Here is a 26,825-nt window from a genome sequence, read left to right as displayed (position 1 = left end):
CCTTCGCCTTCGGGCTGGCGGCCTGCGGCGACCTGCCGGGACTGCTCCGCCGCACCGTCTTCGCCAAAAGCCCCTCCGCGTCCGCTGCGGTCGCGGGCTGCCTGGCCGGGGCCTTCGGCGGGCTGGCCCTCTTCCCCGAGGGGTGCCTCGCGGATCTGAACGCCCTGAGCGGCTGCCCGCTCGAACGCCTCGCGGAGGAAGCGTCCGCGGATTGATCGTCGATTTCCCGTCCCCTTCGGGCGGGAGAGATAGAAACCATCTGATTATGGGAGGAAACATGATGAAAAAGATTTGGAAATCCACATTCGCCCTGTTGATGGCCCTTACGCTGCTTGTGAGCCTGGCGGCGTGCGGCGGAAGCCCGGCGGCCGCCCCGTCGGGGAACGCGGAAGATTCGCAGGCGGCCGCTCCGGCGGACGACGGCAAAAAGCCGCTGACCTGCCTGATCACCGAGGTGCCCAAGGGCGCGCCCTTCACCGACCTGACCTGGCTCGGCTTTGAGAAGCTCGAGGCCGAGGAGGGCATGGACATCAAGATGGTCGAGGCGATGGACAAGGCGGAGTACCCCGAGCAGATCCGCGCGATGGCGCAGCTCGGCGCGAACCCGATCTACGCGATGTTCGACACCGTCAACGAGGTCGTGCTCGACGTGGCGGACGAGTTCCCCGACACCAAGTTCTACCTGATCGACTGCGAGATGGAAAACAGCGAGCCCAACTGCGCCAACCTTCTCGTGGACCCGTATGAGGCCTCCTTCATCGCGGGCTTCGTCGCGGCGAAGACCACCGAGTCGGGCAAGCTCGGCTGGATCGGCCACACCGACCACCCGACCATCACCCGCTTCCGCGACGGCTACACCGCGGGCGCCAAATACGCCAACCCCGACATCGTCGTGGAATCCGCCTTCACCGGCGACCCGAGCGACCCCGTCAAGGGCCAGGAGACCGCCAAGATCATCATTGACCGCGGCGTGGACGTGATCTTCCAGTCGGCCAACCAGTCGGGCATGGGCGTTATCAAGGCGTGCGGCGAGGCCGGCATCAAGTGCATCGGCGTCGACGAGTGGCAGGGCGACGTGGATCCCTGCGTCTTCTGGAGCGCGCTCAAGGACATCGACGGCGCGGTCTACCAGACCGGCAAGGAGTTCCTCGAGGGCAAGTTCACCGCGGGCCGCGTGGAAATGGGCATCAAGACCGGCTCCCGCGTCTACGACCAGCGCGACTTCGACAAGCTCCCCGCGGAGCTCCAGACCGAGGTTTCCCAGCTCGTCGACGACATCAAGACCGGCAAGGTGGACATCTTCGCCAAATAGTCTAATGAAGCGATCGCCGGGAGGGGAAACCCTCCCGGCTGCTGACCGGAGGTGGAACAGTGAAAACGGAGCAGCCAGTCGTATTGGAGCTGCGGGGCATCTGCAAGAATTTTGGCGCCCTCGCCGCGAATAAGAACATCGACCTCAAGGTGCGGCGCGGGACGGTCCATGCGATCATCGGGGAGAACGGCGCCGGCAAAAGCACCCTGATGAACATCATCTCCGACATCTACCAGGCGGACGCCGGCGACATCCTCCTGAACGGCGAGAAGGTCGTTTTCAAGGGGCCGATGGACGCCTGCGCCCACGGCATCGGCATGGTCTACCAGGAGTTCATGCTCTTCCCCGACCTGACGGTGCTCGACAACATCATGATGGGCTTCGAGAAGCGCCGGGGCGGCGTCTTCATCGACCGCAAAAAGACCCGCGCGGCCATCGAGGAGATCTGCCGCACCTACCATTTCAACATCCCGCTCGACGAGAAGGTCAAGGGCCTGGCGGTCGCGGTGCTCCAGCAGGTGGAGATCGTCAAGGTGCTCTACAAGGGCGCGGACATCATCATCCTCGACGAGCCGACCTCCGTTTTGACCCCGCAGGGGATCGAGGGGCTCTTCGACGCGATCCGCTTTCTGGTGGGGACGGGCAAGACGGTCCTCTTCATCACCCATAAGCTAAAGGAGGTCATGGAGATCTCCGACTACATCACCGTCCTCAAAAACGGGGAGGTCACCGGCAGCGTCCGCCCCGAGGAGGTGGACGAGGCCGCGCTTGCCAGCCTGATGGTCGGCCGGGAGGTCATCCTCACCGCCCAGAAGGTGGAAAAGCAGGTGGCGGCCCCCGTGCTCGAGGTGAAGGGCCTGCACGTCAGGGACAACGACGGCAACGAGCGCGTCAAGGGGGTCGACCTCGCGGTGCGCGCCGGGGAGATCGTCGGCGTGGCGGGCGTGGCCGGCTCGGGACAGAAGGAGCTGGTCGAGGCGCTCTTCGGCCTGCGCGCTGCGCAGCAGGGGCAGGTGCTCTTCGAGGGCGCGGACATCACCGCGAAAAGCTGCCGCGAACGCCGCTGCCTCGGCGTCGGCTACGTGCCCCAGGACCGCATGGGCGAGGGCGCGAACGTGGAGGGCAGCATCTGGCAGAACGCCATCATGGGCTACCACATCGCCCACGGCTTCAAGCGCCGGCTCCTGCTCGACCGAAAGGAGATCGACGCCTTTTCCGGACAGGTCGTGCGGCAGTTCGCCGTCAAGACCCCGACGCTGGAGACGAAGGTGCGCACCCTCTCGGGCGGCAATATCCAGAAGCTGATCGTCGGCCGGGAATTTTTACAGGAAAACAAGCTGCTGATCGTCGAGGATCCCACCCGCGGGATCGACATCGGCGCGATCGAGTTCATCTGGAAAAAGATCATCCAGCTGGCGTCCGAAGGGGTCGGCATCCTGCTCGTGAGCCACGAGCTCAACGAGGTCATGGAGCTTTCCGACCGGATCGTCGTCATGTACGACGGCCGGCTCTTCGACGGCGGGAACGCGGGCGAACTGACCGAGCAGGAGATCGGCCTGCTCATGGCGGGAGGAGGGACTGCGGATGAAAGCGGCCGCAAGCGCGGCGCTTAGGGCGTTCGCGGACAAGAAATCAGAGATTGTCAAATACCTGCTCGCCTTCGCGGCGGTCATGCTGATCGGCGCGGGGCTCATCTCCTTCCAGGGGGAGGACCCGGTCCGGGCGCTGTCGGCCATCTGGTCGGGGGCGCTGGGCGGGCGCATCGAAATCGGGAACACCATCCGCTGGATCATCCCCTGCGTCATGACGGGGATGGCCGCGGTCGTCGCCTTCAAGTCGGGCGTCAACAACCTCGGCATTGAGGGGCAGATCTATTTCGGCGGCTTCGCCGCCGCCATGGCGGGCTTTCTGGTCCAGCTCCCGCCGGTTGTGCACGTGCTCTTCTGCCTGCTGGTGGGCGGGCTGTGCGGACTGCTCTACGCGCTCATCCCGGCGGTGCTCAAGCTCTTCTTCCGCATCGACGAGATGATCACCACCCTCATGCTCAACTACATCGCCATCCTGCTGACCGAGTATTTCACCGTGCTGGTGATCGGCGCCTCGTCGAGCACCGCCTCCAACGCCCTGCAGACCCCGCCCGTCTACGAGACGGCCAAGCTGCCGGTGCTCATCAAGGGCACCTACGCCAACGCGGGCATCTTCGTGGCGGTCGCGGTGGTGATCGTGGTGGCGTTTATCTACCGCTACACGATCAAGGGCTACGAGCTGCGGCAGGTGGGCGAGAACCTGCGCTTTTCCAAGGTGGGCGGCGTCAACGTCGTGCGCACCTTCCTGTCGATCTTCCTCATCTCCGGATTCATCGCGGGGCTGTGCGGCGGCGTGGAGGTGCTCGGCTCGCACGGGCGGTTCGTCTCCCGCTTCAGCAACAACCTCGGCTGGGACGGCATCATGATCTCGATGATCGCGAAGAACAGCCCCTTCGGCGTGCTCTTCGTCTCGATCCTCTGGGGCGTCCTGAAGGCGGGCGCGCTGCACATGGAGCGCGTCACCAACACCAACCGCCTGACGGTCGTGCTGATCCAGGCGCTCTTCGTCCTCTTTGTCACGATCGACTACAAGAAGATTTACGCCTTTTTCCGCGCCCGCTTCGGGCGCCGCGCCGTACAGAAGGGAGGTGCCGCCTGATGCTGGAGGTCATGTTCAGTACCGTGACGCTGGCCGCCATGTTCCGGCTGGCCACCCCCCTCATCCTCGCCGCGGTGGGCGGCTCCTTCGGGGACCGCGCCGGCGTCTTCAACATCGCGCTCGAAAGCTTCATGCTCAGCGCCGCCTTCTTCGCGACGCTCGGCAGCTACCTCACCCGCAGCCCCTACGTGGGCGCGCTCGCCGGGATCCTGACGGGGCTCGTCTTCTCGGCGGTGTTCGGGTTCTTCGTCTTCCACCTCGGCTCCAACGGCCTCGTCGTGAGCATCGCGCTCAACAGCGGCGCGTGGGGCTTTACGACGCTGCTGCTGACGACCGTGTTCGGCACGCGCGGGGCGTTCATCGACAACAACATCCAGAGCTTCCCCGCGCTGGACATCCCCTTCCTGCGGCTGCCCTACCTCGACGCGGTCCTCAACCACCAGAACGTGCTCGTCTATTTCGCGCTCATCTTTGTGGCGGCGGCGGCCGTCGTCATGTACAAGACCCCCTTCGGCCTGCGGGTGCGCGGGGTCGGCATCAACGAGAAGGCCTCCCAGACCGCGGGCGTGAACGTGCTCGGCTACCGCTGGATCGCGACCCTCATCACGGGGGTGTTCGTGGGGCTGGCGGGGGCGTTCCTGCCGCTGTGCGGCGTGTCGATGTTCGCGGAGAACATGTCGGCCGGGCGGGGCTTCCTCGCGGTGGCGGCGATCATGGTGGGCAAGGGCAACCCCGTGAAGGTCGCGCTCTCCTGCCTGCTCTTCGCCTACGCGGACGCGCTGACCATCGGGTTCCAGAACATGGGCGTGCCCTCGCAGATCGTCATGACGCTGCCCTATGCGGCGACGATCCTCGTGCTCTTTGTGGCGAACATCAAGAAAGCAAAACATGCGGATATCGACGCGTAAGCGCGCCGGTACCGGACGGAGGTAAGAATGGATAACAGAGCGGAGCGCCTGCGGGAATGGCTGTCCCCGGAGGGCGCGGAACATTTTGACGACATCGTGCTGACGCGCAAGCTGGGCGCGAGCCCGAACATCTACGGGATCGGCCGGATGTACCGGGACCTGGCGGAAAATGCCCCGGCACGCGGGCTCGGTTCGGCGGAGCTGGTCGCGCGGGTGAAGGAGCTCTCGGCATTCTTCGGCGAGCTGCGCGGGGAGTCGAGCCACGCGATTTTGACCGCCATGCGGATCATGACCAGGGGGCTGGACGCCTGCGCCTCCGAGCCGCTGGAGCGGACGCGGGAATTCCTTCTGAAGGCGCATGAAACCTATGAGGCGATGTCGGCCGGCTGGATCGTCAAGATCAAGGAATACGGCTGGAACGTGCTGGAGGACCTCTCCTCGATGCTCGTCTTCGACTATTCGAGCACGGTCAACGCGATGATGGAGACGGCCGCCGAGCACGGCAAAAAGATGACCGTCTACGTCCCCGAGAGCCGCGCGCTCGACGGGGGCCGCCCCTTCGTGGTGAACGCGCTGAAGCTGGGGCACAGCCCCGTCTTCTTCCCCGACGCGGCGATGGCCGCCTTCACCCGCAGGGCGGACGTGGCGTTCATCGGGGCGGAGACCTTCTTCCCCGACGGCAGCGCCGCCAACACGGTGGGCTCCGACCTCGTCGCCATCCTCTGCGCGCGCTTCGGCAAGCCCCTCTATGTGCCGACCGCGATGATCAAGGTCAATATGCGGGGGATCGAGGGGCGGCGCAAGAAGGAGCTCGGCCGCGACCTCGAAAAGAACCTCGCGTCCGCCTGGCCGGAGGAGATGCGGGAGAAAACCGACTTCTGCTGCCCCGACCTCGCGATCGTCGGGCCGGCGGAGATCACCGGCTACATCACCGAGCTGGGGGTCATCCCGCCGGCTGCGATGTTCGGCATGAGCCGGGAGTACATCGCGAAGATCGAAGGGGAGGGCTGACGATGTTCCGCGGAAAAGAAAAGATCGCCATCGGCATGGCCCAGCCGCTCGCCCTGCCGGGCAGCTACCGCTACGGCGGGGAGAGCATCGGCACGATCACCGACAGGCTGCTTGAGGAGGTCGCCGTCTTCGACCGTTACGGCTATGACGGCGTGATCCTCCAGAACTTCAACGACATCCCCCTGCTGGAGGAGTCCCCGATCGAGGCGGTCGCCTACATGACCCACCTCGCGGGCGCGATCCGGCGGGAATTCCCGGGCCAGATCCTCGGCGTGCTGATGATCTGGGACGGCTGCGCCTCCCTCGCGGTGGCGGAGGCGGCGGGCGCGGACTTCGTCCGCGTCGAGCACGCCTACGTCGGCGCGGAGGTGACCTCCGCGGGCATCCTGCAGGGGCAGTGCGTGAAGATCACCCAGCTCAAGCGCAAGCTCGGCTCCAAAATGCCCATTTATGCGGACGTCTACGAGCCGCACGCGGTGCAGATCTGCCCCAAGGCGGTGGAGGACGCGGCGTTCGACGCGGTCTGCCAGTGCTTCGCGGACGGGCTTTTCCTCTGCGGCAGAAACGCGCGGGAGAGCCTCGAGCTGGTCGGGCGGACGCGCCCGAAGGTGGGGGATGCCCCCATCATCCTCGGCGGCGGGTCGACGGGCGACAACGTCTATGAGCTGCTCCAGCAGTTCGACGGGGTGTGCGTGGGCGCGTGGATCAAGGACGGAGATTTGCTCAACCCCGTGAACCCCGACCGCGCGCGCCGCTATATGGAGCAGGTCGAGCGGGCGCGGGCATAGACGGAAAGGAGGCGGCGGCATGTTCGACATCATCGGCGTCGGCGACGCGGACATCGACATCATGCTCAAGGTGGACCACATCCCCGGGCACGACGAGAAGGTGCTCGGCCAGATGCTGGGGAAATTCCCCGGCGGCATGGTCGCGAACTACCTCTCGGCGGCGGCCGCGTTCGGCGCGAAGTGCGGCGCGGTCGTCTCGGTGGGGGAGGACGACTTCGGCAGGCTGACCCTCGGGGACCTCGAGCGGCGGGGAGTGGATATTTCCCACAGCATCGTGCGGCCGGGGGAGGACACCTATTTCACAGTGACCAACCTCGACGCGAGCGGGGAAAAATCCATGTCCATCTGCCAGACGGGGGCGATCTCCCCCTACCCCGAGGAGGTGGATTTCGACTATCTGGCCGAAGCCAAATACGTGCATATGATCGGCACCTACCCGCACCTCGTGCTGCCGGTGGGCCGCGAGGCCAAAAAGCGCGGGGTGCGCGTCTCCCTCGACTTCGAGCCGGAGTCAGAGCGGATGACCCCCGGGCAGAAGGCGGAGACGCTTTCCCTCGCCTACATCGTCTTCCCCAACGAGGAGGGCCTGGCCTGCTACGTCGGGCACCGGGACCTTGAACGCGGGGCGAGGGAGATGCTCGCGCAGGGCCCCGAGATCGTCGTTGTGACGCGGGGCGCGGCGGGCTGCGAGGTCTTTACGAAGGAGGCGCATTTCGCGGTGCCGGCCTTCCGGGTGCCGGTGAAGGACACCACCGGGGCGGGGGACACCTTCAACGCGGTGTTCGTCTCCTGCCTCGCCAGGGAATACCCCCTCGAGCGGTGTGCGTGGCTCGCCACGGCCGCCGCCGCGATCCAGATCCAGCAGGTGGGCTCCAGGACGGGGCTCGCGGACGAGGCGGCGGCGGAACGGTTCCTGCGCGCGCAGGGTATCCGCTTTTCAGATCAGGACTAGATGGAAGGAGTGCGACAGATGACAGTGGAAGAGAGAATTTTGGGTTCGCTGCTCGGCGGCGCGATCGGAGACGCGATGGGCGCCGCGACCGAGACCCGCACCCCCGAACTGATCAGGGAGAAATTCGGCGGCTATGTGCGGGAGTTCCGCCAGGCGCCGGAGGATACCTTTGCGCGTGGGGCCGTGGCGGGTTATGTCACCGACGACTTTTCCCTCGCCTACTACACGGCGCGGGAGATCGTCAAAAACGGCGGGAAGATCGACCGGGGGGTCGCCGAGCGTTCGGTGCTGACCTGGTCGGAGCACCCCGAGTATTTTGACAACTACGCCGGGCCGACCACCCGCGCGGGCATCGCCCGCCTCAAGGGGGAGGCGCCCGCCGAGAGCTACAGCTTCCTCGCCTGCGACAACGCCAAGGCGACCAACGGCGCGGGCATGAAGATCGGCCCGGTCGGGATGCTCCATCCGGGGGACCTCGACCGCGCGGTGGCGGACGCGGTGACGATCATCCGCGTCACCCACGACAACGACCTGGCCATCTCGGGCGGCTGCGCGATCGCGGCGGCGGTGAGCTGCGCGATGGTCGAGGGGAAAAACGCCGTCGACGTTGTGAACGCGGGCCTCTACGGCGCGCGGGAGGGGATGCGGCTGGCGCGCGGCTTCGCCAAGAAGCTGGCGGGCCCGTCGGTCGAAAAGCGCATCGCCCTCGCGGCGGAGATCGGGCTGCGCTACTGCGGCGACTACGAGCGCGCGATGATCGAATTGGGCGATATCGTCGGCGCGGGCCTGCACGTCTCCGAGGCGGTGCCCTGCGTCTTCGGGCTCGTCATGTCCACCAACGGCCACCCGCTCGAGACGATTTTCTCGGCGGTCAACATCGGCAACGACACCGACACGGTGGCGGCGATGGCGGGCTATATCGTCGGGGCCCTGAACGGCGCCCCGGCCTACGACTCCTATTATTATGACACAATCGAGGCGGCCAATCATTTCGACCTGCGGTCGCTCGCCCACGAGATGGCGGCCTGCGCCGCCCGGAATTAAGGAGGCCGACGGATGGAAAAGATGGATGCGCAGGCGGCGCGCCCGCTGATCTGGGAGGAGCTGCGCAAGGTGGCCCGCCCCGATTCCCGCTTCAGCTGGAAGTTCAGCGAGTTCATCGCGGACTACGAGGGAAGCGATCTCTGCGCGGAGAACCTCTGCGCGACGGAGATTTATAAAAACAGCAAGGTCGTCTTCATCACCCCCGACAACAACCTCGAGGCGCTTCGGGAGCGGGCGATCCGCGACAAAAAGACGATCCTCATGACCAACTACGGCATCGAGCGGGGGGTCTTCCTCATCGCGCCTGGCAGCGTGCCCGAGGGCAAGGAGGAGCTCGCCTCCACCCTCGACGGCGTGCAGCGGTACTGGAAGTTCATCACCCTGAAGGAGATCGCCGAGAAGATCGGGCACATCGACATGCTCGTGACGGGCGCGTCGGCCATCACGCCGAGCGGCATCCGCTTCGGCAAGGGGCACGGCTACTTCGACCTCGAATGGGCGATGTTTTACACCAAGGGGGTCGTGGACACCGACACCCCCGTCTTCGCGGTCGGGCACGACTGCCAGGTCGTCGACGTGGACGTCGAGGTGCGGATTTACGACACGGCGATCGACTACATCGTCACCCCCACCCGCGTCATCAAGACCCGCAACGAGTTCCCCAAGCCCACCAAGGGGATTCTCTGGAGCCTGCTTGCGCCCGGTATGCGGGAGAAGATCCCGCCCATCCAGGAGCTCTGGTGCGAAATCCACTGCAAATAGCCCCGCCGTCTCCTCGGGCGGGGCGCCAGCATCGGAAGGGGCGGCCGCTAAAAAGCGGCCGCCCCTTCCATCTGCCCGGGGGATTTTGCGCCGGTTTTGGAAAGCGGGTTGTCACCGGGGGAATTTTCGTTTATACTGGAAGTGATTCCGCGGCGGTCCGCCGCGGGCAAACCGTGGGTGCGCCCACGATAAACAAAGGAAAAGGGGAAACGCAATGGCTTGGGTCGATTACGCGCTCTATCTTGTTTTTGGAGGGGTGGCGTTCATTCTGCTGGCGTTCGCGGCGAATCTCATCATCACGGCGAAGACGGGGAAATCCTCCCTGCTGCTCAGCCGGATCTACTACGTCGCGGCGATCGTGACGGTGCTCATCAACCTGGTGCGCTCGGTCGCGGTCTACAACTGGGGCATCTGGCTTGCGAACCTGCTGGTGCTCGCCTGCGTGGGGGTCGCCTTCCGGCGCAGCGAGCGGGACGCCAAAAGCATGGAGGAGCAGGGGCGCGGCCCCAGGTGACGCCCCGAAGGCGCAAAAAATCCGCGCCGTAAAACGGCGCGGATCGTCTCTTCTCAGGACGGCTATTCCCGCGGGGCCTCTCCGGCGGGGGCCTGCGCGCCGGACGGCTTGTCCGCGGCGCCCGCCTTCTCGCCCTGGAGGTCCTTCAGCAGCTCGGCGAGCTCCTCGGCGGAGAGCTGTCCCCGGAGGCTGTCGATCGTCTTCTGCAGGTCCTTCTGCGCGCCCTTCGCGCCCGCCTTCGCCCACTCGGCGCTCTGGCGCTGGGCGGCGGTCATGAGGCGGTCGGCGTATTCGCGCCCGTCGGGCGCGGGCGCGACCGGCATGGCGGCGATGACGCCCGCCAGCACGAGGAAGAGCTTGAGCGCCACGAGCGCGGGGCCGAGGCTCTCATAGGCGGAGTCGGAGGCCGACAGGTTGAAGGCGGCGAACTGCCGGATGTTGACGAGGTTGAAGACGGCATAGACCGCGAAGCCCGCGAGGGCGGCGGCGCACCGCTTTTTCCCGCCCAGCCCGCGCGGGCGCGCGGTGAGCAGGGCGAGCGCCAGGATGACGGCCAGGAAGGCCAGCTCGGCATAGAGGGCGGGCGGCTGCCCGGCGAGGGAGCCGCCGAAGAGCAGTTTGCGCCAGAACCAGGCCTGTCCGAGGACGGCCGCGAGAAAGAGCGCGGTGGAGACGACGGGCCGGGAACGGGTGCCGCTGACGTTTTTCATGGAAGGACCACTCCTTATCCGGCCGGGGGCCCCGGCCGCGTTGCTTCCAAAAGCATACCACACCCGCCGGGGTTGCGCAAGCCCCGGAAAGGTCCGCGAGGGCCCAACGACGAATTGATTTGAGGGGATACAGCATGGAAATTTTCATCCGGATCGGCTATGCCGTCATGATTGTGGCGATCGTGCTCTGCTTCTATTTCAGCAAAAAGCAGCAGCACGGCCTGCGCGAAGCGGTGGACAGGTTCGCGTTCGCCTATGTAAAGATCTCCAACCACGTCTCCGCCCGCCCGCCCGCAGGGGAGCTCGCGGTCGAGCGCGGGGAGGGGGACACGGTGCGCGCGCTCCCGCTCGGGGAGCAGCCGGAGGCGATCCGTGAGGTCATCGGGCGCGCGGGCGGCGGCAAGGTGGTCAAGCTCTACGACGAGATGATGAACGCGATGCTCGAGATCGAAAACCGCTGCGGAAAGCACCGCCGGATGAACAGCCAATTCCGCGAGCCGATCGCCGCCCTCTTTCTGAAGGCGCGCACCTTCCTGACGGCGAGCGAGCATCTGGAAAACATCCGCACCCTGGCGGACAAGCAGGCGTTCGACAGCTTTCTCCGGGACCAGGGGGACGACCGCATGGTCCTGCTGCGCCGGATCACCGGCGGGGCGGGGGAGCAGTTCTCCAGCCTCAGCAAGCACTATGACCTCGCGGCGCGCGAGGCGGCCGAGCGGGAGAAAAAGCGTCCCGCCCGCGGCAGATAGCAAAGAGGGGAGGGGACCGGCTTGTCACGGAGGGAAAGAACCTACCTGATCCCGTCGCGCCGCCCCGAGGGGGACGACCCGCGCGACATCCTGATGGAGCGCGACCGCCTCGAGGCGATCATCGAATCCTCCTTCGACGGCATCTACATCACCGACGGAAACGCGGTGACGCTCATGATCAACAAGAGCTACGAGGCGATCAGCGGCCTGCACCGCGGGGAGGTGCTCGGCAAGGATATGCGCACCCTCGAGACGACGGGGGTCATCTCCCGCTCGGGCACCCTGCTCGCGATCGAGGCGGGCACCTCGGTGACGCTCGAGCAGACCTTTAAGACGGGCCGGCGCGCGATCATCACCTCGACGCCGACCTTCGATCAGGACAACAACATCGTGATGGTCGTCACCAACGTGCGCGACGTGACCGAGATGTACGACCTCAAGGGCCAGCTCGAGGAGAGCTGGGCGCAGTCCAAGCAGTACCGCGACGAGCTGGAGGCGATGCGCCGCCGGCTGGGGAGCCGCCCGGACCTGATCGCCGTCGACGAGGCGACGATCGCGACGATCCGCACGGCGGACAAGCTCGCGCCGCTCGACGCGACGGTACTCATCGTGGGGGAGCGCGGGGTCGGCAAAAGCACGCTCGCCAAGTACATCCACTCCAAATCCGCCCGCAAAAAGGGGAAGTTCGTCACCGTGAGCTGCGGGGCGATCCCGCCCGAGACGATGAACGAGGAGCTCTTCGGCGTGGCGCGGGACGGGGAGGTGCGTCCCGGCCTCTTTGAGACGGGCAGCGGCGGCACGATCTTTCTCAACGAGGTGGGCGAGCTGCCCCCCGACATCCAGATGAAGGTCTGCAGCCTCATCCACGAAAAGACGATCACCCGGGTGGGCTCGCCCGACCCGGTCCGGGTCGACGCGCGCGTGCTCGCGTCGACCTCCCGCGACCTTGAGCAGCTTGCCTCCGAAAAGAAGCTGCGGGAGGAGTTCTTCTACTGCCTCAACGCCCTGCCGGTCGAGGTGCCGCCGCTGCGAAAGCGGCGGGAGGACATCATCCCCTTCGTGCAGTTCTTCGCGTCCGAGCTCAACAAGAAGTACAATATGAAGAAGAAGTTCTCCCAGACCGCGCTTTTGGGGCTCAAAAGCTACGACTGGCCGGGCAACGTGCGCGAGCTGCACAACGTCGTTGAGCGGACGATCGTGCTCAGCGGACGCAACCCGATCGAGCTGGAGGACCTGCCGATCTCGGACGAGATCCGGCTGGAGGAGGAGGATCTGGCCGAGCTGACCGAGCCGGTCGACCTGCGCGCGATCCTGCGGCAGGTGGAGCGCAGCTACCTCGACCGGGCCTACGCGCGGTTCGGGAACGTCCGGGACGCGGCCAAAAGCCTGGGGCTCGACCCCTCCACCTTCGTGCGCCGGCGGAAGCGGGACGGGCAGTGATTTGTTGCAGTTTTGAGTGATGTTGCAGTTTTGCATCAAAATTTCCGGGAAATAAGGCTTGTTTTCCGCGGGGAAATCCCCCATTCCGTTGCTGTTTTGCAACAGAATGGGGGATTTTCATATATAACGACTGATTTTCGCCGCGAATCTTTGTAAAAAACGCACAACAAAATTGCATAAAACGACGTGTTAAAAATAAAACAACATTCACAATCTTTTCATAAAACGGACTTTTTTCATTTACTTTTGCTTCTGGAACCGATATAATAGGCATGAAAAGACAGGCGCACAGCGGCAAGATTGTGCGAGGCTGTTTTGTGTCCATTGTGGGGCGCCTCGGGGCCGAACATGCGCGCGCCGGCCCGGCGGCGTCCCGAAAGAGACAAAAGGAGGAGATTGTCAGTGACCGAGACAACTGAAAAGACCAACGTTGTCCCAGAGGGCTTCATGACCGAAAAGTTCCCGCTTAAGAAACGCGGCTATGGTGAGGAACAGCCCGGTATCAAATTTGGCCCGTTCAAAATCCGTATTCCCCTGATCCACCATGAGTGGCAGTGGACCGAGTGTGCCGCCGCCATGTTCCTCGGCGTCGCCTGCCTGGGCGCGGGCGTCACCACCACGATGACCACCTTCGGCCTCAATGAGCCGGCGAACATCGCCGCCCTGGGCCTCACCGAAAACGGCGCGTTCCTGATGGCGCTGACCTTCGGCGTGCTCAACGCGGTCTGCTACTATCTGCCCTCCCTGCTGGGCGACCCCGTGGTCCCCGGCTGGATCACCCCGGCGCTTCCGCTGACGCTGAAGTTCCTCGAGCAGTGGAGCCTTCCCGACTACGCCACCGGCAACGTCGACCGAATCAAGGCAATGATTGCACTGCAGATGCTCGTCGCCCTCTGCTTCCTGATCATGGGCGCGACCGGCATCGGCCGCAAGCTGGTCGAATGTGTCCCGATGTCCATCAAGGCCGGCATCGTGCTCGGCGCCGGCATCACGGCGGGCATCAACGTCTTCCAGGCCAGGATGCCCGCGGCCCCTTGGACGGTCGCCATCGCCTGCCTGCTGTCCTACCTGTTCCTGTTCAACCCCTCCTTCGAGCGCAAGGCAAGGACCTCGAACTTCTGGAGGCTGGTTCGCAACCAGGGCGTCGTCCCGGCGCAGCTCTTCGCGATCATCCTCGCGCCCATCCTGCTGCGTGAAATCCCGATGCCCCAGATCCAGTGGGGACTTACCCCGCTCAGCTTCGGCTTCGTGATGGAGCACTTCACCATCTTCGGAATCGGCTTCCCCGAGATGAGCTTCTTCCTCGCGGCGATCCCCTCGGCGCTGACCACCTACATCATCGCGTTCTCCGACTTCGTCCTCGCGAAAGAGGTCGTCGCGGAGGCCACGGCGGCCCGCCCGGACGAAATCGTCATCTTCGACGCCGGCCGCTCCAACCTCGTCAGCTTCCTGCGTAACGCGATCATGTCCGTCTTCGCCCCCTGGGTCCCGATGTGCGGCCCGCTGTGGGCTTCCGGCCTGCTGACGATCACCGAGCGCTACAAACGCGGCTACAAGACCATGCGTACATACTGGGGCGGCGTCTGCACCTTCCGCGCGTCCACTGTGATCGCGGTTATGATCCTGCCGCTCGTCACCCTCATCAAGCCGGCGTTCGCCATCTTCTTCGGCATCACGATGGCGGTCCAGTGCTTCGCCTGCGGCAACATCGGCATGCGCATGGCCACCACCGCCAACGAGCGCGGCATCGCCTGCGTCATCGCTGCGGCGCTGACCTTCTTCACCCCCGCGCAGGCGCTGCTCGTCGGCATCATCGTCTGGGCTGTCGTCGAAGGCAGCGAGACGGTTATCCGCTTCAAAAACAGAAAGGCTACGGCGGCGTAACATCCCTTGACGGGGTGCCGCATCTTTCGTCGGCCACACGGGAAAACAGGGCTGAACTGAAAAGATCGGCTCTGTTTTCCCTCGTTATCCGTAAAATGGAAAAGGAGCGCACAAGATGAAATTGATTATCGTGAAACCGGAACTGCACAAATTCGAAAGCTGCGCGGAGTTCGCGGAGGCGTTCAAGCTGGGCGAAAACGACCTTGTGCTGACGAACGAGTACATTTTCAACCCCTATTTCGGGAAGCTGAACCTGCCGGTACATACGATCTTCCAGGAGAAATACGGCGCGGGCGAGCCGACCGACGTCATGGTCGACGCGATCGCGGCGGACGCGGTCAAGACGGGCTGCAAGCGGATCATCGCGATCGGCGGCGGCACGGTCATCGACATCGCGAAGGTGCTGGCGGTTTCGGACGGCGGCCCCGTCGACGCGCTGTACGACAACGTCGCGAACCTCGAAAAGCGCCATGAGCTGGTCATCGTGCCGACGACCTGCGGCACGGGCAGCGAGGTCACCAACATTTCGATCGTCAACCGCACCCGCATCGGCACCAAGATGGGCCTTGCGAGCGAGAAGATGTTCGCGGACGCGGCGGTGCTCGTGCCCGAGCTTCTGAGCAGCCTGCCGTTCGGCGTGTTCGCCACCAGCTCGATCGACGCGCTCGTGCACGCGGTCGAGTCGAGCCTGTCGCCCAAGGCGACCGCCTACACCAAGCTGTACGGCTACAAGGCGATCGAGATGATCATCCGCGGCTACCAGAAGCTGGTGAAGGAGGGCCGGGAGGTCCTCGGCGGCCTGATGGAGGATTTCCTGATCGCTTCCAACTACGCGGGCCTCGCGTTCGGGACCGCCGGCTGCGCCGCGGTGCACGCGATGAGCTACCCGCTCGGCGGCACCTACCACGTGCCCCACGGGGAGAGCAACTACGCGATGTTCACCGGCGTGCTGAAAAACTACATGGAGATCAGGCAGGACGGCGAGATCGCGGTGATGAACGAATACCTGGCCGGCCTGCTCGGTTGCGGCGTGAGCGAGGTCTACGACAAGCTCGAGGAGCTTCTGAACCAGGTGCTGCCCAAGAAGGCGCTGCATGAATACGGCGTGACGGTGCAGGATCTCGACACCTTCACCGAGGCGGTCATGACCACGCAGGGCCGCCTGATGGGCAACAATTTCGTGCCGCTCGACGCGGAACGGGTCCGCAAAATTTACGGGGAGCTCTATTGAGCTCCGATCAAAGGGAGGAACAAGGGCAATGGCACTTATGACGGGCGAAGAATATATCGAGAGTATCCGCAAACTCAATATGGAAATTTACATGTTCGGCAAACGGGTGGAGAATCCGGTGGACGACCCCATCCTGCGCCCCTCCCTCAACTCGGTGCGCATGACCTACGATCTCGCGCAGCTGCCCGAGTATGAGGACATCATGACGGCGGTATCCCCCGAGACGGGCAAGCGCATCAACCGCTTCACCCACATCCACCGCAGCACCGAGGACCTCATCAAGAAGGTCAAGATGCAGCGCCTGCTCGGCCAGCAGACCGCGGCCTGCTTCCAGCGCTGCGTGGGGATGGACGCGTTCAACGCCGAGTACTCCACCACCTACGAGATGGACCAGAAATACGGCACCCACTACTTTGAGAACTTCAAGAACTTCATGTTCTACTGCCAGGAGAACGACCTGACGGTGGACGGCGCGATGACAGACCCGAAGGGCGACCGCGGGCTCGCGCCGCACGCGCAGGCCGACCCCGACATGTACCTGCACATCGTCGAGCGCCGTCCGGACGGCATCGTCGTGCGCGGCGCCAAGGCGCACCAGACGGGCATCATCAACTCCCACGAGGTCATCGTCATGCCGACCTGCTCGATGGGCCCGGACGACAGCGACTACGCGGTTTCCTTCGCGGTGCCGGTGGACACCAAGGGCATCTTCATGGTCATCGGCCGCCAGAGCTGCGACACCCGCAAGCGGGAGGGCAGCGAGATGGATGTCGGCAACGCCGAGTTCGGCGGCGTCGAGGCTCTTGTCGTGTTCGACAACGTCTTCGTCCCCAACGACCGCATCTTCATGTGCGGCGAGGCGGAGTACGCGGGCATGCTCGTCGAGCGGTTCGCGGGCTACCACCGCCAGAGCTACGGCGGCTGCAAGGTCGGCGTGGGCGACGTGCTCATCGGCGCGGCGGCGGTCGCGGCCGACTACAACGGCGCGGCGCGCGCCAGCCACATCAAGGATAAGCTCATCGAGATGACCCATCTCAACGAGACCCTCTACTGCTGCGGCATCGCCTGCTCGGCCGAGGGCCACCCGACCGAGAGCGGCAACTACATCATCGACCTGCTGCTCGCCAACGTCTGCAAGCAGAACGTCACCCGCTTCCCGTATGAGATCGTGCGGCTGGCGGAGGACATCGCGGGCGGGCTCATGGTCACCGCGCCCAGCGAGGCCGACTTCCGCGACGACAAGCTCGGACCCTATGTCGACAAATATCTGCGCGGCGTGGCGGACGTCTCCACCGAGAACCGTCTACGCATCCTGCGGCTCATCGAGAACCTCTCGCTCGGCACGGCGGCGGTCGGCTACCGCACCGAGTCGATGCACGGCGCGGGCTCGCCGCAGGCGCAGCGCATCATGATTTCGCGCCAGGGCAACCTCGCGATGAAGAAGAAGCTGGCGAAGAAGATCGCCCATATCACCGAATAATCAATCGGTCATGCTGGGGGAACGGCGTATGGAGCTTGTAAACAGGATCGAACGGGTCCTCGACGAACGGGTGCGCCCGCAGCTGGCGCTGCACCAGGGGGATATCGAGCTGGTGGACTGCGACGGGGAGGGCGTGCTGCGCGTGCGCCTCATCGGGCAGTGCGCCGGCTGCCCCTCGGCGTCGCTGACGGCGCAGATGCTCGTGGCGGAGGAGGTGCGCGCCCAGGTCCCGGAGGTCAGCCAGGTGCTGCTTCTGGGCGGCGTGAGCGACGGGCTTCTGGCCGAGGCGCGGGAACTGATGGCGCGCAGGCACGGATGACCGTCGCGGTGAAATACTGCGGGGGCTGCAACCCGCGCTATGAACGAACCGAACTGGCAGAGCGGCTGCGCGCCGATTTCCCCGGCGCGCGGATCGTCCGCCCGGAGGAGCCGGCGGACGTCGCCGTGATCATCTGCGGATGCCCGGCTGCGTGCGCGTCACGCGCCGGGTTTCCCGCGCGGCTGGGCGCCGTCGTGCTGACGTGCCCGGACGACTATGACAGGCTCCTGCGCCCGCTGCTCGCGGCGCAGAGTGATAAGGAGTGACAGCGCACCATGGATTGGAAGGAACTTTACAGGCAGAAGCTCACCACTGCGGATGAGGCGGTGAAGCGGATCAAATCGGGCGACCGCGTCGTCGTGACCCACGCGACGGGCGAATCGACCCTCCTCTCCGACGCGATGGTGAGAAATGCGGCCGCCTACCGCGATGTGGAGGTCGTCCACATGGTGGCCATGGGCAAGGCGGAGTACTGCCAGCCCGAATACGCGGAGAATTTCCGGCACAACAGCCTCTTCCTCGGCGGCACCACCCGCAAGGCGATCGCGGAGGGCCGCGGGGACTTCACCCCGGTCTTCTTCTCCGAGATCCCCGACCTCTTCCGCACCCGCCTGCATCCGAACGTCGTACTGCTCCAGCTCTCCCCACCGGATGAGCACGGCTATTGCAGCTACGGCGTCTCGGTCGACTACACGAAGCCCGCGGCCGAGTGCGCCGACCTCGTGATCGCGCAGATCAACCGGAACATGCCCCGCACGCTGGGCGACAGCTTCATCCACGTGAAGGACATCGACTGCATCGTCGAGGCGGACACCCCCGTCATCGAGCTGGCCCCGCCGAAGATCACCGAGGTGGAGCGCGCGATCGGCGAGAACGTGGCCTCCCTCGTGCGGGACGGCGACTGCCTCCAGCTCGGCATCGGCGCGATCCCCGACGCGGTCCTCCTCTTCCTCAAGGAGAAAAACGACCTCGGCATCCACTCGGAGATGTTCTCCGACGGCGTGGTCGAGCTCGTCGAGGCGGGCGTCATCACCAACAGACGCAAGAACATCCACCGCGGCCGCAGCGTCGCCACCTTCCTGATGGGCACCCGCCGCCTCTACGACTACGTGGACAACAACCCCGAGGTCGAGATGCTCCCGGTCGACTACGTCAACGACCCGCGCGTCATCTGCCAGAACGACAACCTCGTCTCGATCAACTCCTGCGTGCAGGTGGACCTGATGGGCCAGGTGGTTTCCACCTCGGTGGGCCTCAAGCAGATTTCGGGCGTCGGCGGCCAGGTGGACTTCGTGCGCGGCGCGAACATGTCGAAGGGCGGCCGCACGATCATGGCGATGCCCGCGACCGCGAAGGGCGGCGTGTCCAAGGTGGTCTCCTTCATCGATCACGGCGCGGCGGTGACGACCTCGCGGTACGACGTGGACTATGTGGTCACCGAATACGGCGTCGCGCAGCTCAAGCGCAAGACCCTCCGGGAACGCGCGCGCGAGCTGATCGGCGTCGCGCACCCCGACGCGCGCCCGGCGCTCGTCGAGGAATACGAGAGCCGGTTCCACTGCAAATTCTGAGAAAAAAGCCCGTATGGCCTGCATACGGGCTTTTTTAAAAGGGGAGGCAATTCCATGACCAATCTGGAGAAATACGACCGGGCCTTCGTGCAGGCGCTCGGCGTCAAAAAAGAGGAGCTGGGTGAATCGCTCGTCTACCGCCGCAACGAGAACTGGGATTCGGTCGGGCACATGGACCTGGTCGTCCGGCTTGAGGAGGCGTTCGACATCTCGATCTCGTCCCCCGACGTGATGGCGCTCAACACCTACGAGCGGGGCAAGGAGATCCTGGGGAAATACGGCGTCACATTCTGACTGAGGAGGGCGCGCCATGATCTTTGGGATTGACGAAAGGCCGCCCGCCCGCCCCGCCGCCTGGGGGGAGGGGGGAGAGGTCTACTCCTACGGGCGCCTGTGCGCCGACGCGGGCCGCGTCGCCGCACGCCGGGGCGGCCGCTCGTCTTTTCGCTCTGTGAAAACAGCTACGGGGCGCTCTGCGGCTACGCGGGGATGCTCTCGGGCGGCGCGGTGCCGCTCCTGCTCGACGCGGGGATGCACCGGGAGCTGCTCGACGGCCTGCTGGAGACCTACCGGCCCGGCTTCCTCTGGCTGCCCGAGCGGATGGCGGGGAGCTTTTCCAGGATGGAACGCCTTCTCTCGCTCGAGGGGTACGCGCTGCTCGGGACGGGGGAGGCCCCGCCCGCCATGCATCCCGACCTCGCGCTGCTGCTGACGACCTCCGGGTCGACGGGCAGCCCCAAGCTCGTGCGCCAGAGCCGCCGCAACATCGAGTCGAACGCGCGCGCCATCGTCCGCTACCTCGAAATCGGGGAGGGGGAGCGCGCGATCACGACGCTGCCGATGAACTACACCTACGGGCTGTCGATCGTCCAGAGCCACCTGCTCGCGGGCGCGTCGCTCATCCTGACCGGGCGCAGCGTCGTGGAGCCGGAGTTCTGGCGGCTCTTCCGGGAGAGGGAGGCGACGAGTTTCGGCGGCGTGCCCTACACCTATGAAATTCTGAAGCGGGTCGGCTTCTTCGGCATGGAGCTGCCGAGCCTCCGCTATTTTACGCAGGCGGGCGGCAAGCTGCCGCCCGAGCTGCATGAAATTTGCGCGCGCTATGCCGACGCGCGTGGCAAGCGGTTTTACGTCATGTACGGGCAGACCGAGGCCACCGCGCGGATGGGCTACCTGCCCTGGGAGCGCGCGCTCGAAAAGCGCGGCTGCATGGGGATCGCGATCCCCGGCGGAAAGTTCACCCTGCTTGACGTGGACGGATCGGAAATCTCCGCGCCCGGGAGGGTGGGGGAGCTTTGCTATGAGGGGGACAATGTCACAATGGGCTACGCCGAGTGCGCCGCCGACCTCGCGAAGGGGGACGAGCGGCGCGGCGTGCTGCTGACCGGCGACATGGCCGCGCGCGACGAGGAGGGGTTCTACACGATCGTGGGGCGCAAAAAGCGGTTCATCAAGCTCTTCGGGAGCCGGGTGAGCCTCGACGGGTGCGAACGGCTCGTGAAGGAGCAGTTCCCCGGCGTGGACTGCGCCTGCTTTGGCAGGGACGACGCGCTCTGCGTCTGCCTGACCGACCCCGCGCTGACCGAGGCGGCGGCGGACCGGCTCGCGGAGCTTCTGGGGGTGCGGCGGCGGGCGGTCCGCGCGCGTTATGTGCGGGAGATCCCGCGCAGCGGCGCGGGCAAAATCCTCTACCGCGAGCTGGAGGAACAGCCGTGAGCGCGGCGGACCGGCTGTGGGAGGCCCCGCCCTTCGGGCTTGCGCCCGCTGAAAAGGAAGCGGCCTTTACAGCGACGCTCGCGGAGCTGACGCGCTCCCACCGGCGGCGGTGCGCGCCCTACCGGAACATCCTGGACGCGCTCGGCTTCGACCCGGAGGCCGCGCGCGCGCCGGAGGAATTCCCATTCCTGCCGGTGGGGCTCTTCAAGACCCTCGATCTCTGCAGCGTGCCGCCCGGGGAGGTGGCGCGGGTCGTGACCTCGTCGGGGACCTCGGGGCAGGTCCCCTCGAGGATCTGTCTTGACGGCCCGACGGCCGACGGCCAGCGCCGCGCGCTGGCGGCGATCGTCTCCGACTTCATCGGGCCCGACCGCCTGCCGATGCTCGTGATCGACTGTCCCTCGGTGCTGCGCGGCGGCCGGTTCACGGCGCGCGCGGCGGGGGTGGCGGGGTTTGCCAGCTTCGGGCGCGGGCGGACGTGGGCGCTCGGCGACGACATGCGCCCCGATTTTGACGCGGTGTCCGCGTTCCTCGAAAGATACGGCGAAAAACCGTTTCTGCTCTTCGGCTTTACCTTTCTCGCCTGGCAGTTCTTCGAGGCGCTCGCGGGGAGCGGCCGCGCCTGGGACTTCCAAAACGGCGTGCTTATCCACGGCGGCGGCTGGAAGACGCTCGCCGACCGCGCGGTCGGACCGGAGGAATTCCGCCGCCGGCTGGCGGAGGGGTTCGGCCTGCGCCGGGCGCACGACTACTACGGCATGGCGGAGCAGACGGGGTCGATCTTCATGGCGTGCGAGCGGGGGCACCTGCATGTGAGCGCCTTTTCCGACCTCTTCGTGCGCCGCGCGTCCGACTTCTCCCTCTGCGAAGCGGGGGAGGAGGGGATTTTGCAGGTGCAGTCGGTCCTGCCGGAATCCTATCCGGGGCACAGCCTGCTCACCGAGGACCGGGGGGTGCTGCTCGGGGAGGACGGCTGCCCCTGCGGGCGGCGGGGCAAATATTTTGCGGTGCTCGGGCGGCTCAGGGCCGCCGAGCTGAGGGGGTGCAGCGATACCTATGCGGCTGAACACGGCTGACGCGGCCTTCCCAGTAGGGGACGCGGCGGCGCTCGAGGCGATGCCCGGGGCGCTGCCGCTCGAACCCTTTTCGCCCCGCGTCCTCGACCTCTTTGACGCGCTTTCAAAGGCGCTGCTCTCCCGCCCGGAGGCGCGGCGGTTTCCCGATCTGGCCGCGCTTGCCTTCTGGGGCCGGCGCGCCGCCATGGAGGAGCGGCAAAAGCCCTACCTCGACGGGACGCTCCGCCTGGGGAGGGGGATGGCGTTCCACATCGCGCCGGGCAACGTGCCCCTCAACTTCGCCTATTCGCTGGCGGCCGGCCTGCTCGCGGGCAACGCGAACGCGGTGCGGCTGCCCTCCGAGCCCTTCCCGCAGGCGGCGCTTGTCTGCGCCGCGCTGGAGGAGCTTCTCACAGGCGCGTTTTCCGACCTGCGGCCCTATGCCGTCTGCCTGCGCTATCCGCGTGAAAGCGGCCTCACCGGGGCGCTCTCCGCGCTCTGCGACGCGCGGATCGTCTGGGGCGGGGACGAGACGGTCCGCCGGGTGCGCGCCTTCCCGATGAAGCCGCGCGCGGCGGAAATCTGCTTTGCCGACCGCTGGTCGGCGTGCGTCGTCGAGAGCGGCGCCTACCTCGCCCGCGCGGACCGGGACGCGCTCGCCCGGGCGTTCTACAACGACACCTATTTGAACGACCAGCGCTCCTGCGCCGCCCCGCGCGCGGTATTATGGCTCGGGGAGCGGGAGGGGGAGGCCCGGGCGGATTTCTGGCCGCGCGTCGAAGCGATCGCGGCCGCGGAATACGACTGGCCCGCCGCGCTCGCCGTCGCGAAGCGGGAGGCGTTCTGCCGCATCGCGGCGGACTGCCCCGGCGCGCGGCTGCTTACCGAGGGGAACCTGCTCGTGCGGGTGGGGCTGCCCGCGCTCACGCCCGCCGCGATGGAAGCGCATCCGGGCGGCGGCTTTTTCCTAGAGACGGCGGCGGCCTCCCTCGACGCGCTTTCGCCCATCTGCGGCGAGAAGTGCCAGACGATCACCCATTACGGTGTAAAGCCGGAGGCCTTTCGTGCCTTCCTGCGGACAAACCGCCCCAAGGGAGCGGACCGGATGGTCCCGATCGGGCGCGCGCTGGAGTTTTCCCTCACATGGGACGGGGTGGACCTCATCCGCAGGCTCTCCCGCGCCGCCGTGTGCGAAGCATCCTTAAAGGAGGAACCCACATGAAATTTTACGATAAAAAGGCCCGGGAGCTGGAACAGAACCCGTTCACCCTCCCGGACAATCCGGCGGTCATCGCCGCCGGGGAAAACGGCGACGCCGTTTCCGCGCCCCAGGGGGCGTTCGGCGTCTTCGCGGGCAGGCCGTGTGCCTTCCTCTTCCTGCCGCGGGATTCGCGGGTGTGCGGCCTGCTCGAGGCGGGCGGGAGCTGCTCGGTCAGCTTTTTCGACAAGCCCGCCTTTCGCGACAGCCTGGACGCCCTCGCCAAATACGGGACGCTCGACGCGGTCGGCCTGACCGCTGCGCGGGAGGACGGCGTCCCCTACTGCGAGGAGGCGGATACCGTCTTTCTCTGCCGCAGTGTGTGCATGCGCGGAGCGGAGGAGCCCGAAAAGGAGACCGTCCTCTTCTTCTGCGAGATCACCAGGACGCTGCGCAAGCGGCCGGGCTTCAAGGACCGGCTGGTCGGCTGCTGCTGACGCTTTTTATTTGATTGACCTCACAGCCATGTGTCTTCCTGCAGGAAAAGGCCGCCCGAATGGGCGGCCTTTTCCCTGTCCTGCGCCGAGCGGGCGGCTTACAGGTGCATTCGTTTTTTCCATTCGGCGCGCATACGCTCCCCCTCAAAGGAGAGGATCGCGGCGAGCGAAAGCAGGCTGCAGGCGACGCAGACCACCGAGGGGTAGACGACGGTCACCCACCGGAAGAGCAAAAACAGGATGGGGACGACGCCGAACAGCCCGTCGATGATCAGGTAGATGAAGAAGTCCTCGACGCGCAGATGGAGCACGCGGGCGATCACCGCCATCCCGGCCATGGCAAAGACGCAGAGGCTGGGGACGACATAGTTGAGCGACCAGCGGTGCCAGCCGGTAAAAACGTCCCAGAGTACGGCGAGCAGCGACAGCCAGAAGACGAGCCAGAGGATGTTCTTGGGGATGTTGTTGCGCTGGCGGATGACCGACCAGAGGCAGACCCACATGCAGGCGATGCCCGCCGCGACAAAGAGGGCCCACCACGAGCTGGAGGGCACGAGGGTGTTGACGGCGAAGCAGACGACCACGGCCGCGATCGACAGGAAAACCATGCCGCGGATGAGCAGGTGGTAGGGCGGACGCTCGTCGGGCAGCTCCGGGAAGACGCAGGGCTCCGGTTCCCCCGAGAGGGGGCCCTGGCAGAGCGGGCAGTCCTCCCGGCTGTCGCGGACCGAAACCCGGCATTTTTCACAGTAACGCATGGATGCTCACTCCTCGCTGACGGGATTTGTGCTGATTTCGACCGGAAGCCCCATGTTGGTGAGGATCCGGAAGAACCGCTTGGGCACGTCGGTGCTCACGAAGGGGGAGGTGAGGCTCAGCATGAGCCGGTCCCCGTAGGAGCACATGCACATCTGGAGCCGCTGCGCGCTGATGAACACGTCGAAGTTCCGGATGAAGGGCGCGCAGGCGGCGGGCATCGTGATCCGCCCGAGGTTGGAGAGGGAGGTCGTCTCCCCGCGCGCGGCGATCCAGCCGGACAGCCGCAGCACCGGATCTTTGACCGCCAGCGGCATCACGCGGACGACGGGGTTGTGTTCGAGCGCGGCCAGCCGGTTCATGCGGCGGGCGAGCCGGTCGGCGGTGAGCTCCCGCGCGAAGGAGGCCTTCACCGCGGCGAGCACCTCGTCGAAGGCCCAGCCGTTCTGGAAGTGGTACCCGGCGGTGAAGACCCCGAAGAAGTTGCGGACCGACTCCGATTCAAAGTAGTTGCGCAGGTTGACGGGCACCGCGGCCACGACCGGCCGGCGGCTGCGCTCCCGCGCGGGCATCTCGCCCGCAACGGCGGTGAGCAGCACCGCCGTCAGAAAGACGGTCATGCTCACCCCCAGCTCCTTCGACCTGGCGGCGACCTCCCCGGCGGGCAGCGTCCCCTCCACGACCCGGATACGGCCGCCAGGCAGCCGCGCGCCCTTCATGTGGTAGGCGCGGGGGGCCTTTTCCCCGCGCCCTTTCTTCTCGGGGACGTAGTGCTTGCGGAAGCTGTCGTCCTCCCGCTCCGAGCGGGAGGCGTCGAAATCGAGCGCGGGCGGGCTGTGGGTGAAGGCGTCCGGATGGCGCAGCAGCAGGTAGTCGTAGACAAGCGCGCGCAGAAACTGCAGCGCGCCCGAACCGTCGGTCAGCGCGTGGTAGACCTCGAGGTTGATGCGGCAGCGGTACCAGGTGACCGCGAAGAGCAAACCCCGCCGGCGCGGGTCATAGAGAGGGGAACAGGGCGGACCGGATTCCTCCGTCACCTCGGGCGCAAGGTCGCTCTGCTCGAGGAAATACCAGAAGAGCCCCCGCCGCAGCACCGAGCGAAACGGCGGGAACTTTTCAAGGGTGCGGTCGAGCGCACTCCGGAGAACCTCCGGGTCCACCGGCTCGCAGAGCTCGCAGGCAAAGCGGAAGACCTTGGGGTCCCGCTTGCTGCTCGTCGAGGGAAATATTTTGGCCGCGTTATCCAGGCGGCTCCATTTTAAGGATTGTCTTGACATGCCGAATGGCTCACCTCGTCTAAAAAGCGGTTGATGTAACCGTAGGCCTTCCGCACCTGCGCAAAGCGGGGCGGCAAGGAGAAAAAGCCGTGGAGCGCGTCGGGGATGCGGTGCATCTCAACCGGGACGCCCGCGCGCTTGAGGGCCTCGCCGTATGCCTCGCCCTCGTCCCGCAGCGGGTCATATTCGGCCGTGAGGATGAGGGTCCGCGGCTGGTTGGAGAAATCCTCCGCCGCCAGCGGCGCGAAATAGGGGTTCCGGCAGTCCTCCGGACCGCCGCGGTAGAGCTCCATATATTCACAGATGCGCCTGGAGGTCAGCAGGTAATCGGTGCCGTTTTCACGCACCGACGGGAAGGGGGAATCCTCTGAATGGTCGGCCGCCGTGGCCGGGTAGATGAGGATCTGGCTGCACGGCAGGAATTCCCCGCGGTCGCGCGCCATCAGTGAGACGGCCGCCGCGAGGTTCGCCCCGGCGCTGTCCCCGATCAGCGTGATCTGGTCGGCCCGCATCCCGAAGAGGCTCAGGTCGAGGAAAATCTCCCGCGCGACTGCGTAGCAGTCCTCGGGCGCGGCGGGAAAGCGGTATTCCGGTGCGAGGCGGTAGTCGACCGACACAACCGAACGGTCGGTCAGCTTCGCCATGCTGCGGCAGACCTTGTCGTAGCTGTCGATGTTGCCCGTCACCCAGCCGCCCCCATGGAAAAAAAGCAGGATGGCGTGTTCCCCCTCCGTCTCGGGGGAGAAGATGCGCACGGGGATGTCATGGTCGCCGCAGCGCACCACATGGTCCCACGGCTTATAGAAGAGGGCGGGCCTGCCCGCCGCCGCCCGCAGCGCACGCTCGATCGGATAGGTTTTGCGAATGTCGATGTCCGGATAGGAGAGGGCTTTGAGCGCGGCGCGCATGGCCTTGTTGATTGCGATGGGAATTCCTCCTTTTTGCCGCCCGGATGGGCGGCGGGGA

Annotated in this window: 28 protein-coding genes; 24 read left to right on the top strand and 4 right to left on the bottom strand. The window is 65.9% G+C overall.

Translation table 11 applies throughout. From position 1 onward, the window contains the following. From RDM88_RS04610 to RDM88_RS04560, 11 genes are all read left to right on the top strand, one after another. Positions 1-215, top strand: a 215-nt coding sequence (locus RDM88_RS04610; RefSeq protein WP_308753694.1) for a hypothetical protein, incomplete at its 5' end; no start/stop codon positions are given. A gap of 65 nt (positions 216-280) precedes the next feature. Next, positions 281-1,312 carry a BMP family ABC transporter substrate-binding protein gene (locus tag RDM88_RS04605; RefSeq protein WP_308753693.1) on the top strand — a complete coding sequence of 344 codons (1,032 nt, stop codon included), beginning with the start codon at positions 281-283 and terminating at the stop codon, positions 1,310-1,312. A gap of 59 nt (positions 1,313-1,371) precedes the next feature. Further along, a complete protein-coding gene (locus RDM88_RS04600; protein WP_308753692.1) occupies positions 1,372-2,925 on the top strand; it encodes an ABC transporter ATP-binding protein in 1,554 nt (517 codons plus the stop codon). Then, entirely contained in the window at positions 2,897-3,997 is a 1,101-nt protein-coding gene (locus RDM88_RS04595; RefSeq protein WP_308753691.1) for an ABC transporter permease, read from the top strand. Before RDM88_RS04600 ends, RDM88_RS04595 begins: the two co-directional genes overlap by 29 nt. Next, positions 3,997-4,905 carry an ABC transporter permease gene (locus RDM88_RS04590; protein WP_308753690.1) on the top strand — a complete coding sequence of 303 codons (909 nt, stop codon included), beginning with the start codon at positions 3,997-3,999 and terminating at the stop codon, positions 4,903-4,905. The genes RDM88_RS04595 and RDM88_RS04590 overlap by 1 nt, the downstream gene beginning before the upstream one ends. Positions 4,906-4,932: 27 nt before the next feature. Further along, positions 4,933-5,916 carry an initiation factor 2 gene (locus tag RDM88_RS04585; protein ID WP_308753689.1) on the top strand — a complete coding sequence of 328 codons (984 nt, stop codon included), beginning with the start codon at positions 4,933-4,935 and terminating at the stop codon, positions 5,914-5,916. Positions 5,917-5,918: 2 nt separating this feature from the next. Further along, a complete protein-coding gene (locus RDM88_RS04580; RefSeq protein ID WP_308753688.1) occupies positions 5,919-6,704 on the top strand; it encodes a BtpA/SgcQ family protein in 786 nt (261 codons plus the stop codon). A 19-nt stretch (positions 6,705-6,723) separates the two neighbouring features. Then, positions 6,724-7,656 carry a carbohydrate kinase family protein gene (locus RDM88_RS04575; protein WP_308753687.1) on the top strand — a complete coding sequence of 311 codons (933 nt, stop codon included), beginning with the start codon at positions 6,724-6,726 and terminating at the stop codon, positions 7,654-7,656. Between the two features lie 18 nt (positions 7,657-7,674). After that, positions 7,675-8,700: an ADP-ribosylglycohydrolase family protein gene (locus tag RDM88_RS04570; protein WP_308753686.1), complete on the top strand. Its 1,026-nt coding sequence runs from the start codon at positions 7,675-7,677 to the stop codon at positions 8,698-8,700. A 12-nt stretch (positions 8,701-8,712) separates the two neighbouring features. Then, a complete protein-coding gene (locus RDM88_RS04565; RefSeq protein ID WP_308753685.1) occupies positions 8,713-9,462 on the top strand; it encodes a 5-formyltetrahydrofolate cyclo-ligase in 750 nt (249 codons plus the stop codon). Positions 9,463-9,676: 214 nt separating this feature from the next. Then, on the top strand, positions 9,677-9,976 hold the full coding sequence (locus RDM88_RS04560) for a hypothetical protein (protein WP_308753684.1): 300 nt from the start codon (positions 9,677-9,679) through the stop codon (positions 9,974-9,976). Between the two features lie 62 nt (positions 9,977-10,038). Here RDM88_RS04560 and RDM88_RS04555 read toward each other — a convergent pair whose 3' ends face one another. Continuing rightward, complete coding sequence (locus tag RDM88_RS04555; RefSeq protein WP_308753682.1) at positions 10,039-10,686, bottom strand: hypothetical protein; 648 nt, start codon at positions 10,684-10,686, stop codon at positions 10,039-10,041. A gap of 134 nt (positions 10,687-10,820) precedes the next feature. Here RDM88_RS04555 and RDM88_RS04550 point away from each other — a divergent pair, with 134 nt between their 5' ends. The 13 genes from RDM88_RS04550 (at position 10,821) to RDM88_RS04490 (ending at position 23,826) form a co-directional block, all read left to right on the top strand. Continuing rightward, positions 10,821-11,435, top strand: coding sequence for a hypothetical protein (locus tag RDM88_RS04550; RefSeq protein ID WP_308753681.1), 615 nt, complete (start codon positions 10,821-10,823; stop codon positions 11,433-11,435). A gap of 21 nt (positions 11,436-11,456) precedes the next feature. Then, positions 11,457-12,875 (top strand): sigma 54-interacting transcriptional regulator, encoded by a 1,419-nt coding sequence (locus tag RDM88_RS04545; RefSeq protein ID WP_308753679.1) that lies wholly within the window; start codon positions 11,457-11,459, stop codon positions 12,873-12,875. A 402-nt stretch (positions 12,876-13,277) separates the two neighbouring features. Further along, positions 13,278-14,759 carry a hypothetical protein gene (locus tag RDM88_RS04540; RefSeq protein ID WP_308753677.1) on the top strand — a complete coding sequence of 494 codons (1,482 nt, stop codon included), beginning with the start codon at positions 13,278-13,280 and terminating at the stop codon, positions 14,757-14,759. A gap of 115 nt (positions 14,760-14,874) precedes the next feature. Continuing rightward, positions 14,875-15,990, top strand: coding sequence for a 4-hydroxybutyrate dehydrogenase (locus RDM88_RS04535; protein ID WP_308753675.1), 1,116 nt, complete (start codon positions 14,875-14,877; stop codon positions 15,988-15,990). A 28-nt stretch (positions 15,991-16,018) separates the two neighbouring features. Further along, positions 16,019-17,470: a 4-hydroxyphenylacetate 3-hydroxylase family protein gene (locus RDM88_RS04530; RefSeq protein WP_308753673.1), complete on the top strand. Its 1,452-nt coding sequence runs from the start codon at positions 16,019-16,021 to the stop codon at positions 17,468-17,470. Positions 17,471-17,498: 28 nt separating this feature from the next. Beyond that, entirely contained in the window at positions 17,499-17,789 is a 291-nt protein-coding gene (locus RDM88_RS04525; protein WP_308753671.1) for a NifU family protein, read from the top strand. Further along, a complete protein-coding gene (locus RDM88_RS04520) occupies positions 17,786-18,055 on the top strand; it encodes a hypothetical protein (RefSeq protein WP_308753669.1) in 270 nt (89 codons plus the stop codon). Before RDM88_RS04525 ends, RDM88_RS04520 begins: the two co-directional genes overlap by 4 nt. 9 nt (positions 18,056-18,064) lie before the next feature. Next, positions 18,065-19,360 (top strand): acetyl-CoA hydrolase/transferase C-terminal domain-containing protein, encoded by a 1,296-nt coding sequence (locus RDM88_RS04515; RefSeq protein ID WP_308753667.1) that lies wholly within the window; start codon positions 18,065-18,067, stop codon positions 19,358-19,360. A gap of 54 nt (positions 19,361-19,414) precedes the next feature. Further along, positions 19,415-19,654, top strand: coding sequence for an acyl carrier protein (locus RDM88_RS04510; protein ID WP_101547996.1), 240 nt, complete (start codon positions 19,415-19,417; stop codon positions 19,652-19,654). A gap of 99 nt (positions 19,655-19,753) precedes the next feature. Next, the gene (locus RDM88_RS04505; RefSeq protein ID WP_308753664.1) at positions 19,754-21,076 is read left to right on the top strand and encodes an AMP-binding protein; all 1,323 of its coding nucleotides are present in this window, start codon (positions 19,754-19,756) and stop codon (positions 21,074-21,076) included. Beyond that, positions 21,073-22,152, top strand: coding sequence for an acyl-protein synthetase (locus RDM88_RS04500; RefSeq protein ID WP_308753662.1), 1,080 nt, complete (start codon positions 21,073-21,075; stop codon positions 22,150-22,152). The genes RDM88_RS04505 and RDM88_RS04500 overlap by 4 nt, the downstream gene beginning before the upstream one ends. Then, positions 22,133-23,353 (top strand): acyl-CoA reductase, encoded by a 1,221-nt coding sequence (locus RDM88_RS04495; RefSeq protein ID WP_308753660.1) that lies wholly within the window; start codon positions 22,133-22,135, stop codon positions 23,351-23,353. The genes RDM88_RS04500 and RDM88_RS04495 overlap by 20 nt, the downstream gene beginning before the upstream one ends. Beyond that, complete coding sequence (locus RDM88_RS04490; protein ID WP_308753658.1) at positions 23,350-23,826, top strand: hypothetical protein; 477 nt, start codon at positions 23,350-23,352, stop codon at positions 23,824-23,826. Before RDM88_RS04495 ends, RDM88_RS04490 begins: the two co-directional genes overlap by 4 nt. A gap of 98 nt (positions 23,827-23,924) precedes the next feature. On the opposite strand, the gene RDM88_RS04485 is transcribed toward RDM88_RS04490, so the two are convergent. The 3 genes from RDM88_RS04485 to RDM88_RS04475 form a co-directional block, all read right to left on the bottom strand. Next, complete coding sequence (locus tag RDM88_RS04485) at positions 23,925-24,584, bottom strand: DUF6320 domain-containing protein (protein ID WP_308753656.1); 660 nt, start codon at positions 24,582-24,584, stop codon at positions 23,925-23,927. Positions 24,585-24,590: 6 nt separating this feature from the next. Next, positions 24,591-25,859 carry a hypothetical protein gene (locus RDM88_RS04480; protein ID WP_308753654.1) on the bottom strand — a complete coding sequence of 423 codons (1,269 nt, stop codon included), beginning with the start codon at positions 25,857-25,859 and terminating at the stop codon, positions 24,591-24,593. Continuing rightward, a partial coding sequence (locus RDM88_RS04475; RefSeq protein WP_374045412.1) for an alpha/beta hydrolase occupies positions 25,841-26,825 on the bottom strand: 985 nt, incomplete at its 5' end. The genes RDM88_RS04475 and RDM88_RS04480, both read right to left, overlap by 19 nt.

Origin of the sequence: uncultured Anaerotruncus sp. (assembly GCF_902490045.1) — a bacterium.
Taxonomy (GTDB): Bacteria; Bacillota; Clostridia; order Oscillospirales; family Ruminococcaceae; genus Anaerotruncus.
This window is presented reverse-complemented; position numbering and strand designations above follow the sequence as displayed.